This window comes from Polaromonas sp. P1_H6 (genome assembly GCF_056405195.1).
Genome location: NZ_JBFUCN010000003.1, coordinates 138,945 through 151,109 on the forward strand (window position 1 = coordinate 138,945; position 12,165 = coordinate 151,109).

9 protein-coding genes are annotated in these 12,165 nt (G+C 63.2%); 8 read left to right on the top strand and 1 reads right to left on the bottom strand.

Annotated features, from left to right (window positions below):
* Positions 1 to 15 precede the first annotated feature (15 nt).
* The 7 genes from AC1D1F_RS04365 to AC1D1F_RS04395 all read left to right on the top strand — a co-directional run bounded on the left by AC1D1F_RS04365 (position 16) and on the right by AC1D1F_RS04395 (position 10,135).
* Positions 16 to 1,023, top strand: a complete 1,008-nt coding sequence (locus AC1D1F_RS04365; protein WP_477675218.1) for a porin — start codon at positions 16 to 18, stop codon at positions 1,021 to 1,023.
* Positions 1,024 to 1,066: 43 nt separating this feature from the next.
* Positions 1,067 to 2,038: a Bug family tripartite tricarboxylate transporter substrate binding protein gene (locus AC1D1F_RS04370; protein WP_477675219.1), complete on the top strand. Its 972-nt coding sequence runs from the start codon at positions 1,067 to 1,069 to the stop codon at positions 2,036 to 2,038.
* A gap of 15 nt (positions 2,039 to 2,053) precedes the next feature.
* Positions 2,054 to 4,012 (top strand): CocE/NonD family hydrolase, encoded by a 1,959-nt coding sequence (locus AC1D1F_RS04375; RefSeq protein WP_477696085.1) that lies wholly within the window; start codon positions 2,054 to 2,056, stop codon positions 4,010 to 4,012.
* 23 nt (positions 4,013 to 4,035) lie between these two features.
* Entirely contained in the window at positions 4,036 to 5,466 is a 1,431-nt protein-coding gene (gene dbpA / locus AC1D1F_RS04380) for an ATP-dependent RNA helicase DbpA (protein ID WP_477675221.1), read from the top strand.
* A gap of 340 nt (positions 5,467 to 5,806) precedes the next feature.
* Positions 5,807 to 6,616 carry a tetratricopeptide repeat protein gene (locus AC1D1F_RS04385; RefSeq protein WP_477675222.1) on the top strand — a complete coding sequence of 270 codons (810 nt, stop codon included), beginning with the start codon at positions 5,807 to 5,809 and terminating at the stop codon, positions 6,614 to 6,616.
* Entirely contained in the window at positions 6,613 to 7,395 is a 783-nt protein-coding gene (locus tag AC1D1F_RS04390; RefSeq protein WP_477675223.1) for a tetratricopeptide repeat protein, read from the top strand. Before AC1D1F_RS04385 ends, AC1D1F_RS04390 begins: the two co-directional genes overlap by 4 nt.
* Positions 7,385 to 10,135: a calcium-binding protein gene (locus AC1D1F_RS04395; protein ID WP_477675224.1), complete on the top strand. Its 2,751-nt coding sequence runs from the start codon at positions 7,385 to 7,387 to the stop codon at positions 10,133 to 10,135. Before AC1D1F_RS04390 ends, AC1D1F_RS04395 begins: the two co-directional genes overlap by 11 nt.
* Before the next feature lie 36 nt (positions 10,136 to 10,171).
* On the opposite strand, the gene AC1D1F_RS04400 is transcribed toward AC1D1F_RS04395, so the two are convergent.
* Positions 10,172 to 10,819, bottom strand: coding sequence for a cysteine hydrolase family protein (locus tag AC1D1F_RS04400; RefSeq protein ID WP_477675225.1), 648 nt, complete (start codon positions 10,817 to 10,819; stop codon positions 10,172 to 10,174).
* A 112-nt stretch (positions 10,820 to 10,931) separates the two neighbouring features.
* Here AC1D1F_RS04400 and AC1D1F_RS04405 point away from each other — a divergent pair, with 112 nt between their 5' ends.
* A complete protein-coding gene (locus AC1D1F_RS04405) occupies positions 10,932 to 11,951 on the top strand; it encodes a GlxA family transcriptional regulator (protein ID WP_477675226.1) in 1,020 nt (339 codons plus the stop codon).
* Positions 11,952 to 12,165 lie beyond the last annotated feature (214 nt).

Genomic DNA, 12,165 nt, shown 5'->3' on the forward strand with positions numbered 1-12,165 from the left:
CGGGAGATTTTTTTCATGAACCTTCATGCGTGCGCGATCCTTCTCGGCGGCCTGCTGCTCGCCGCGGCCGCTGTGCCGGCGGCCGGCCAGAACCTCATCTACGGGCAGGTACGCCTGACCCTCAACAGCACCAAGGCCGCTCCCGCGGGAGAAGTGACGGAAATGCGCGACAACGCATCGCGCCTGGGTATCCGGGGCGCCGAAGACCTGGGCGGCGGCATGGCGGCCTTGTTCGGGATGGAGATGGGGATCGATGCGGATACCGGGGCCGCTACTGTTCCGGCCTACCGCAACAGCTATGTCGGGCTGCGCGGGGACTGGGGCGCCATGGCGCTGGGACGCCTGGATTCCGCCAACCCCACCGGCTCGCCCCTGTATTCGCAGGTGACCGCCATCACCAGTTTTGCCGCCAACGATGCCGGCGCCACCGCCATCGGCACCTCGATGCTGAATGCGCGCAACCGCACCTCCAATGCCGTGGGTTACGCCAGCCCCAACTACTCGGGCTTTGACATCCGCGCCCGCTACTACCTGCGCGGCGTGGTGGCCACACCCGATGTCGAGGACGGTTCCAAATCGCTGGACCTGGGGCTCAACTATGCCGACGGGCCGCTGAAGGCCGGGATCGGATTCGGGAAAGACACGCGCCCGGCGGGCTTGCTGGCCAATGAGTTTTCCGGCAAATGGCAAGCCGGCGCGCGTTATGCCTTTGGCGCCATCGAACCCTATGTGCTGGCCGGGCAGGACAAATACCAGAACACCGCGCTCACGCGCCGCTACGTGAACTTCTGGATAGCGGGCGCCAAGTACAGCCAGGGCGCTCATGCGCTGGTGCTGAACCTGCTGCGGCGGGATGTGCAGGCTTCACCGTCCGGCGTTCGCAGGCGCCATCAGCTGGCCTATACCTACGCCCTGTCCAAGCGGACCGAACTGCAGGCCTTCCTTGATCGGGACGGAGTCGATTCAAGCAAGGCCGGCGCGGCCATCCGTTCCGTGGGTGCCGGTATCCGCCACGATTTCTGATGTCCCTACGTCCACTACGTCCCTTCTCCCGGAGAATACTTTCATGCGCAGACGCCTCTTCCTGTTGACCGCTGCTTTGTTTAGCCTGGCCGGCCTGGCCGTAGCCGGTACCGCCCAGGCCGCGGGCTATCCCGAAAAGCCGGTGCGCATCATCATCCCGTTTCCACCGGGGGCCGCGGCGGACAACGCCATGCGCGTGGTCGCGCGCAAGCTCTCGGAGTACTGGGGCCAGCCCGTCATCGTCGACAACCGCCCGGGCGTTCCGGGCATGCAGGCCGCGGCGGCGGCGCCCGCGGACGGCTACACCCTGCTGCTGGGTGCAGGTTCCGGCATCGTGACCACCCCGCTTTTGAACAGCAAACTGCCCTACAACCCGGCCCGGGATTTTGTTCCCGTGGGCAAGGTCCTGACCAACACTCCGGTGCTGACCACCCATCCCTCGGTCGGCGTGAAATCCGTCAAGGAGCTCATCGCCTTGGCAAAAAGCAGGCCGGGGCAGCTCAACTACAGCTCCAGCGGCACCGGTGGCCCGAACCATCTGGCCATGGAGATGTTCCTGGCCATGACGGGGACCGAGATGGTCCACGTGCCTTACAAGGGAGCCGCGCCTTCCGTCAATGAACTGGTGGGCGGGCACGTCCAGCTGGGCATCAACGCGATACCCAGCGTGGCCCACCAGATCAGCGCCGGCAAGCTCACGGCCCTGGCCGTGGCCAGCCCCAGGCGTTCCGCGTTGCTGCCGCAACTTCCCACCATGGCCGAAGCGGGCGTGCCGGGTTTTGAGTACGACATCTGGTACGGCCTGTTTGCGCCGGCCCGCACCCCGGCCGCGCGGGTGGACAAGGCCAGCGCGGACTTGCAGCGGGCGCTGCGCGACCCCGAAGTGGCCAGGCAACTGGTGGCGCAGGGCAGCGAGCCGGCACCCGGCAGCGCGCAGGATCTGGCCCGCTACATCCGGGAAGACACAGCGCGCTGGACCCAACTGATCGCCGAGCGCAAGCTCAAGATCGACTGACCGGGGACGCGCGATATGAACTATTTGACGCAAGGGCCGCAAGCGGCGCCCGCCGCTTCGGCGCCACCTGCCGCACCGCTCCCTGAGGTGGCAAGCCAGCGCGATGTCATGGTGGTGATGCGCGATGGCATACACCTGGCCACGGATGTGTACCTTCCGGCTCGCGATGGCCGGGCCCTGCCGGGCCCGTTCCCGGTGCTGGTGGAGCGCACGCCCTACGGCAAAACCAACGAAACCGTCCGCGAGCGCACGGCGCGCGATCCACGTCCCGTCTCCCGCGCCGAGGTCGCGGCCCGGTTCGCGCGCAGCGGCTATGCGGTGGTCTTGCAGGACTGCCGGGGGCGCTTTGCATCCGAAGGCGTCTTCACCAAATACCTGGGAGAAGCCAACGACGGCCATGACACGCTGGCGTGGGTGGCCGCGCAGCCCTGGTGCAACGGCCGCATCGGCACACTGGGCTTGTCTTATGCGGCGCACACACAAACCGCGCTGGTGAGCCGGCGCCCGCCCGGCCTCGCGGCGATGTTCCTGGAGGCCGGCGGCTTTGCCAATGCCTACCGCGGCGGCATTCGCCACGGCGGCGCGTTTGAACTCAAACAGGCGACCTGGGCCTATACCAATGCCCAGCGGACCGGCCCCGCGCAGCGCGATGCCGTCATCCGGGCGGCGCTGGCCGCCGAGGACATCGCCGCCTGGTTCGCCGCCATGCCCTGGAAGCGCGGGCATTCGCCGCTGAAATGGGTGCCCGAATACGAGAACTACCTGTTCGAGCAATGGGAGCACGGCAACTTCGATGCCTATTGGCGCCAGCCGGAGCTTTATGCCGCCGGGCACTACGACAGCTTTGACGGCATCCCCACCCTGCTGATGTGCGGCTGGTGGGACCCTTATGCCCAGACCACCACCGACAACTACCTCGGCATTTCGCGCCGGAAGAAGGGCATGGCGCGCCTGGTGCTGGGGCCGTGGACCCACGGCGAGCGCAGCGTCACTTTCGCCGGGGACGTCGATTTCGGCCCGCAGGCCACGCTCGATGGAACGCTGGCAGAGGACCACCTGGCTTTTCGCCTCGCCTGGTTTGACCGTTGGCTCAAGGGCGACGTCAAAGGCGATGCCGCGCAGGGAACCGGCCACGCCGCGGACGATCCGGCGGTGCGCTATTTCCGCATGGGTGGCGGCTCGGGGCGCCGCACCGAAAGCGGTCGGCTCGACCATGGCGGCCGCTGGTGCACGGCCGGCGATTGGCCAATTCCCGGCACCGAGTTCCGGCCCTACTACCTGCGGGCCGACGGCACGCTGCAAACGCAAATCCAGGCCCGGGAAGCCCCGGAGGCCGTGCTGGAATTTGACTTTGATCCGGCGCATCCGGTGCCGACCATCGGCGGATCCATCACCTCGGGCGAGCCCTTGATGACAGCCGGTACCTATGACCAGCGCACGCATCAAGGAATTTTCGGCGCCCGGCCTCCTTATCTGCCGCTTGCCGCGCGGCCGGACATCCTGGTGTTTGAAACGCCTGTGCTCGAGGGCGATATCGAAGTCACGGGCCCGGTCGTCATCAAGCTGTGGATTTCCTCGAGTGCACCCGATACCGACTTCACCGCCAAGCTGATCGACGTGCATCCGCCCAATGCCGACTACCCGCAGGGCTACGCCATGAACCTCACCGACGGCATCCTTCGCTGCCGCTACCGGCGCTCCTGGGAAAACCCGGAACTGCTGGCGCCCGGCGAAATTGCCGAGATCACCATCGAGCCCATGCCCACCTCCAACCTCTTCAAGAAGGGGCATCGCATCCGCCTGGACATCTCCAGCAGCAACTTCCCGCGCTTCGATGTGAACCCCAACACCGGCGAGCCCGAAGGCCGTTCGCAGCGCCGGCAGGCGGCCGTCAACCGGGTGCATCTGTCGGCGGACAGGCCCTCGCTGCTGCTATTGCCCATCGTGCCGGCATCGGGCGAAAAAGGGCCTTGAACCCATGCGCCGATAATCGGTGTATGACTACCCCTTCCAAGACGCCCGCATCCGGCACAGCTAGCACTGACTTCAATACCCTGCCGTTGACCCCCGCCACGCTGGCTAACCTGCAGCAGCTCGGCTACCTGAACATGACGCCCATCCAGGCCGCCAGCCTGCCGGTGGCGCTGCTGGGCAAAGACCTGATCGCCCAGGCCAAGACCGGCAGCGGCAAGACGGCCGCCTTTGCGATCCCGCTGCTGGCCAACCTCAATGCCCGCCGCTTCGCGGTGCAGGCCATGGTGCTGTGCCCCACACGCGAACTGGCCGACCAGGTCGCGACCGAGATCCGCCGCCTCGCGCGGGCCGAAGAGAACACCAAAGTCGTGGTGCTGTGCGGCGGTGTGCCGCTGCGCAACCAGACCGCCAGCCTGGAAAACGGCGCGCACATCGTGGTCGGGACACCCGGCCGCATCATGGACCACCTGGCGCGCGGCAACCTCACGCTTGAAGCGCTCAACACATTGGTGCTGGACGAAGCCGACCGCATGCTGGACATGGGCTTTTTCGAAGACATCGTCACCGTCGCCAAGCAGTGCCCCAAAGAGCGGCAAACCCTGCTGTTCTCGGCCACCTACCCCGAAGGCATCGCCAAGCTCAGCCAGCAGTTCATGAAGGCGCCGCAAACCATCACGGTCCAGGCGCAGCATGAAAAAACCAAGATACAGCAGCGCTGGTACCAGGTGCCCGACAGCGACCATGACGAAGCCCGCCTGGGCGCTGTCGCGCAGGTGCTGCGGCACTTCCGCCCGGCCAGCACCCTGGCCTTCTGCAACACCAAGTCGCAGTGCCGCGCACTGGTGGCGTATCTGAAAGACCAGGGTTTCAGCGCACTGGCCCTGTTCGGTGAACTCGAGCAGCGCGAGCGCGACCAGGTGCTGGTGCAGTTTGCCAACCGTAGCTGCTCCGTGCTGGTGGCCACCGACGTGGCCGCGCGCGGCCTGGACATCGCGCAACTCGCAATGGTCATCAACGTCGACGTCACGCCCGACGCCGAGGTGCACATCCACCGCATAGGCCGCACCGGCCGTGCCGACGAAGAGGGCTGGGCCATCAGCCTGGCCAGCATGGACGAGATGGGCTACGTCGGGAAAATCGAAGTGCTGCAGAAAGCCGAGTCCGAGTGGCACAAACTGACGGAACTGACGCCCGCCAGCAATGAGCCCCTGCTGCCACCCATGGTCACCCTGCAGATCGTCGGCGGCCGCAAGGAGAAAATCCGCGCCGGCGACGTGCTGGGCGCACTGACCGGCGAGGCTGGCTTCACGCGCGAGCAGGTCGGCAAGATCAACGTCAACGAGTTCTCCACCTATGTCGCGGTGGATCGCCGCATTGCGAACGAAGCGCTGCAAAAACTTTCGGCCGGCCGCGTCAAAGGCAAGAGTGTGAAGGTGCGGCTGCTGGAAGACTGAGGCGCCCGGGGCGTCCAATGCCCCGCGTGACGCGCTCCCTGATGATTTTGACGCCGCCAAGCAAGCGCGCATCTGGCGCGAAGTTTCGCTTCGCCTGAGTTTCATTCGCGAAAAAAGCACTGTGAGGGACGTCAGCGCCCTCCGCGTTCAATCCCATTTTTTCTATCTGTTTGCGCAACCTGCGCAGGCGGATTCGTGGGCGTTGGCTCTGTGTCCACACGGGGATTTGTGTCCATTCGCTCTATGAGAGATGCGTATGCACGCATGTTTAAACGCTATTGGCTTGTTCCAAAGCTTCTCTTTACAGTCCAGCGATCAAAGCAAAACAAAGGACGAGGGAGTGGATTATTTCGATCAGGTTGATGAGTTGCCGGATTTGCGGGAAGGCCTCCACGAGGATGCACACGCCGGTCAAACCACGGACCCGAAAAAATCTTCTCCCGCCGAAGCACCGGGCCAGCGGCTCCTCAAATGGTTGACCTGGGGCACGATCGCGGTCTTGCTGGTTTATGGACTCGTGTTGACCACAGCCCATGTGCTGGCCCGAATTGTGGGTATGCCCAAGGCACAAATTGTGTTGGCGCAGTGGTACTCAGACGAGTATTGGTGGCACCCGACGGACAAAGCTTACGCAAAAGAACTTCTTCGCGAGGCCGTTGTCGCCGGTGACGGCAATGCTCAGTACCTCCTGGCGCGTTCCTACGAGATCGAAAAAAACTATGCGCAAGCCTTTCCCTTGTACCAAGACCTGGCTTTGAAGGGATGGCCTGGCGCCCAAACGCGGCTGGGGGTGATGTATGTGGAAGGGCGCAGCGTCAGCCAGAACACCGATGTAGCCATTCAATGGCTGAAAATGGCCGCGGCACAAGGGGATGCGAATGCGCACCTTTTCCTTGGCGCGATCTATTTGAGGGACCTGCCCAACTTGCCCCGGAACGATGTCCTGGGCGCGCAATGGATGCAGTCATCGGCCTACCTGGGCAATGCCCAAGCCCAGGACACCTTGGCAGGCTTGTATGCGATAGGGAGAGGGGTTCCCAAAAACCTCGACATGGCGATGTATTGGGCGGACAAGAGCCTGGACGCAGGTCATGCGCCAGCGAGGGTCACGATCCAGTTCATTCAATCCCTCAAAGGGAGTAAAAAATGAATCCAGTACTGGGCCAAAACGAATCTGTCAAAGCCATCCACCCCATCGTGGAGTCATTTCTTCGTGTCGGCCAAAGGCTTATCTGGTTGTTGAAGTGGTGTGTGATCGTACTTGTTCTGGCATTCGGATTTATTTTGGCGGCAGTACACGTACTGGGCCGAACAACGAAAAGTCCGCCCACGCAAATTCTGTTGGCACAGCTGTACACGAATGACATCTGGTGGCACCCCACGGATAAAGCTTACGCAAAAGTTCTTCTTCGCGAGGCCATGGCCGCCGGCGAGGTCAAGGCCCAGTACCGCCTCGCACGCGACTACGAAAACGAGAAGAACTACACCGAAGCTTTTCCATTGCACCAGGACCTGGCTTTGAAGGGCTTCACGGACTCCCAAACGCGGCTGGGTATGTTGTACCTGAACGGGGAGGGGGTCAGCCAAAACACTGATGAAGCCATTCGATGGTTCAAACGCGCCGCGGCACAGGGGGACTCAACTGCTCACCTCATGCTGGGTGTGGTCTATTTCGGGGCACTTCCCAACACGCCCAAAGACATTGCCCAGTCCGCGCAGTGGTTCGAGTCATCGGCCTTCCTGGGAAATGGGCGGGCACGCGACCGCCTGGCTCGTCTGTACGCAACGGGAACAGGCGTTCCTGAAGACTTGAACTTGGCGATGCGTTGGGCGAATAGCAGCCTGGACACCGGTTATGAGCCTGCTCGAAAAACCATTCAGTTAATTCAAACCATCCGAACGGAAAAAGGAGAAAAAAATGGACATTAGCCCAGGACAAAAAAAGGCTGGCGGTGAACTCGTTCAAGATGTGCGAGAAATTAATCAGGAAGCCCAAAATAACAACCAAGGCGGTGTTGTCAGTAGATCTATCGAAGCCATCAAACATCTTGGAAAACTACTCAAAGCCCCGTTCTTTTTTTCTGCACCCCCATCTGAAGTTGCTGAGATTGCAAAACAGATAAGTGGAAAATCCAGTAGAGAGCTGGAAGTCATCCTGACTGATCCAGGCAATTGCCAGGTCTTGGGGATACCGTGTCCTCCACCTAAACCCACCAATCGTGGGTCCGACCCCGTAGTCTCAGCCGTGCAAACTCAATTCGGCACCGCCGAACAAACCTACAGTCCTCTGATCCTCGACCTCGATAGCCTCAACGGTGTGGAGACCCTCAGCAAAACCGCTGGCATCCACTTCGACCACGACGGCAACAAGTTTGCCGAACAGACCGGCTGGGTCGGCAAGAACGACGGCCTGCTCGTCTGGGATAAAAACGGAAACGGCCAGCTCGACAACGGCGCCGAACTGTTTGGCAACAATACAGTTCTGAAGAACGGCAGCAAGGCCGATAACGGTTTTACCGCGCTGGCCGACCTGGATTCCAACAAGGACGGCAAGGTGGATGCCAACGACGCGGCCTCCCGCCAGCTGCGTGTTTTCAAGGACGCCAACAGCAACGGCGTGGTCGATGCGGGTGAGCTGCTCACACTGGCCCAAGCCGGCGTCAAGAGCCTGAACACCGGCTACACCACGCAATCCGTGACAGACGCCAACGGCAACCAGCATCTGCAGGCCGGCAGCTTCACCACCACGGCCGGGCAGAACCGCGCCATGGACGATGTCTGGTTTGCCGTGGACACCGCGCGCACCATCGATACCGACCTGGTGGCGGTCAACAGCACGATTGCCGCCTTGCCAGACATCGACGGTTTTGGCAACGTGCACAGCCTGCACCAGGCCATGGCGCGCGACGCCAGCGGCAAGCTGCAGGGGCTGGTACAGAGCTTTCAGAACACATCCGATGAGACGGCGCGCATTAGCCTGTTTGACCAGATCCTGTGGGCCTGGACAGGTGCCGCTGAGCATGAGTGGAATAGCCGCGGCGATTACATCGACGCACGCAAGCTCTACTCCGTTGAGGCATTTATAGGGCGTGGATTTTTGCAATATGGAATCTACGCCGATCCCGCTCCCTACGCGGCGGAGCAGCTGATGCGAACCTATGCGCTGCTGAGCGAGTCCCTGTACGGTCAACTCATGGACCAAACCCTGTACAAGCCCCTGCATGAAAGCATTGGCTTGCGGTGTGATGTGGTCATCGACTCGCTGAAGCTGGTAGACGTCAAGGCTGCTGACGTCGTGCTGAGCCGGGACACCGCGAACCTGTATGTGACCATCGGGACGGAGAAGATCACGATCAAGGACCATTTCGCGGTGGGCTACTCAGCCGCGCCTATCGAGCAAGTCCTGTTTGTCGATGGCGGAAAGTGGCAAAAGACCGATCTGGATGCCGCGTGCTACCGGGGTGGCGATGGTGCCGATACGATTTATGGCACGGCCTCCGCGGAGACTTTCCTGGGCGGTAAAGGCGCCGACACCTTGTATGGCGGCTTCGGCGGGGACGCGTATACCTGGGCCAGGGGCGATGGCAATGACATGATCAATGATATCGGCGCAGCCACCGACATCGACACATTAAAGCTGCTGGACGTCAAGGCCGCTAACGCCGTGCTCAGCCGGGACAATGCCAACCTGTTTGTAACCATTGGGGTTGAGAAGATCACCGTCAAAGATCATTTCGCGGCGGGCTATTCGGCCGCACCTATTGAGCAGATACTGTTTGCGGATGGCGGAAAGTGGCAAAAGGCCGATCTCGATGCCGCAGCCTATCGAGGCGGCGACGGCGCTGATACGATTTATGGAACTGCCTCCGCAGAAACTTTCCTGGGCGGCAAAGGCGCTGACACCTTGTATGGCGGCTTTGGCGGGGACACCTACATTTGGCTGAAGGGTGATGGCAACGACACGATCAATGACATAGGTGCAGCCACGGACATCGATACATTGAAGCTGTTGGACGTCAAGGCTGCTGACGCTTTGCTCAGTCGCGACAATGCAAACCTGTACGTGACCATTGGCGCAGAGAGGATCACCATCAAGGACCACTTTGCCGTGAGCTACGCGGCCGCGCTCATCGAACAGATCCAGTTTGCCGATGGCGTGAACTGGCAGAAGGCAGCCCTTGATGCCGCGCCGTACCGGGGCACTGCGGGCAAGGACACGATTTACGGCACGGCCCAAGCCGAAACCTTCATAGGCGGTGCGGAGGCCGACATCTTGGTGGGCGGTGCGGGCGGCGATGTCTACCAGCTGGCTCGGGGCGACGGCGCCGACACCATCCGGGAATACGACGCCACGGCCGGCAACATCGACGTGCTGCAGTTCATGGCCGGCATCAGCGCCAGCCAGCTGTGGCTCCGGAAAACCGGCAACGACCTGGAAGCGAGTGTGATCGGCACCGGTGACAAGGCCATCGTGCAGGACTGGTACCTGGGCAACCCCTACCACGTCGAGCAGATCAAGAGCGGCGACGGCAAGCTGCTGCAGGACACCCAGGTCGACAAGCTGGTGCAGGCCATGGCCGGCTTTACGCCGCCGGCCTTGGGACAGACCAGCCTGACAGCTGCGCAGCAGGCGGCGCTGGCGCCTGTACTGGCCGCGAACTGGCATTGAGCCGCCCGTCTCGGGGAAGCTCTCCCCGCGCCTGATTCAGCGCGCGGCCAGCGCCGCGCGGTTTGACACCAGGATATTGCCTTTCTCCAGCCGCCCCCCGGCCTGGATGACATCTATCCACGCATCGGTAGACCCCGCGGCGGCAAAGCGCGAGTGGAACACCACGCTGAACACGCGGTGGATTTCCTCGGCGCTGGCGCTGCCGGCTTCGTTGGCGTAGGGCAGGGCGCCGGTGGCGTCGGTCAGAAACTCGACGTGCAGGCCGCGGTGCGTGGCTTCAAAAATCGTCGAGGCGTCACAGTTGTGCGTCATGTAGCCGATCACGGTCAGCGTGTCTATGCCGTGCTGTTCCAGCCAGGATGCGAAGTCGGTGCCGGTGTAGACGCTGGGCCAGGCTTTTTCAATGTAGTGGTCGCGCGGGCGGCTGGCCACGGTGTCATGCAGCGCCCAGGTGGCGGAGCCTTTGGCGAACACCGGTGCGGCGGCGGATTCGCTGTGCTGCACCACGACGATGGGGATGCCGGCCGCGCGGGCGGCGTCCATGGCGCGGCCTATGTTGGGCAGGGTTTGGGCCACGGGCGGGTATTCGATTAGCAGGCCGCCGTTGAAGTATTCCATTTGCACGTCGATCACGACGAGGGCGCGGCGCGGGGCTTTGGGGATTGTGGTGTTGCTGGTGGTCATGAAAAGCTTTCTGTGCTTGAAGCGGTGGTGGTTGTTGGTGACGGATGAATTGTTGGCTTGAATGCGTTTGCAAGACAGTGGCCCAAATGACAATGCACGATAGAATCGGGCCATGTCACCCAGACCCCTGCATCCAGCCCGAAAAGCCGCCGCCAGGCCCGAAAAACTCACCGTGCGCCAGGACGGCAGCGTGGCCGTGGTTGCGTTTGACGGCATCAGCCCGTTTCATCTGTCGGTGCCGTGCATGGTGTTCGGCAACGACTTCTCGGCGACGGACCAGCCGCGCTTCAAGCTCGTGGTGTGCGCCGAAAAACCCGGCACGCTGCGCACCACCTCGGGCTTCGGCATCCAGGTGGACAAAGGCCTGGGCGCGCTCGCCAAGGCGCAGACCATCGTGGTGCCGTCCTGGCGCGACGCGATGGAGCGTCCGCCTGAAGCCCTGCTCAAGGCCTTGCAGGCCGCGCACAGGCGCGGCGCGCGCATCGTGGGCCTGTGCCTGGGCGCGTTTGTGCTGGCCGAGGCCGGCCTGCTCGACGGCCGGCCGGCGACCACACACTGGGCGCTGGTGCCGGCCTTTGCCGCGCGCTACCCCAAAGTGCGGCTGCAGCCCGACGTGCTGTATGTGGACGACGGCGACGTGCTGACCTCGGCCGGCACGGCGGCCGGCATCGATTGCTGCCTGCATGTGCTGCGCCTGGACTATGGCGCCGAGGTGGCGAACCGTGTGGCGCGCCGCATGGTGGTGGCGCCGCAGCGCCAGGGCGGGCAGGCGCAGTATGTCGAGCAGCCCCTGCCGGCCACGGGCGCCGACCACCGGCTGTCGGCCATCCTGGCCTGGGTGCAGAAAAACCTGGGCCAGCCGCACAGCCTGGACGCCCTGGCGGCGCGCGCGCTGATGAGCCGGCGCACCTTCACGCGGCATTTCCGGCAGGTCACGGGCACCACGGTGGGCCAGTGGCTCACCAGCCAGCGCCTGGGCCTGGCGCAGCGCCAGCTGGAGTCAACCGACCGCTCCATGGAACAGATCGCGCTTGATGCGGGCTTCGGCTCGGCGGTGTCGCTGCGCCAGCATTTCGCGGCGACGCTGGGCACCTCCCCCTCGGCGTACCGGCGCGAGTTCCGCGGCACCTAGAGCCGCTCAAAAACCCCTCCTGGCGTTGTTGCAGCCGCTTTGCCGTGCTGGTGCACTGTCTGCGGCGTCGCGCCTAGCCGGGACCGCTTCGCTGGGTTTTGTGAGCGGCTCTAAGAAAAAACTTGCGACCGCAAGCTTTGTAGGCCTCGGCGACGCGAGGCTGTCGGCTTGGAAAGCCAGGGCTTCCCGGCGAATTTCGCCAAGCGTGGATACG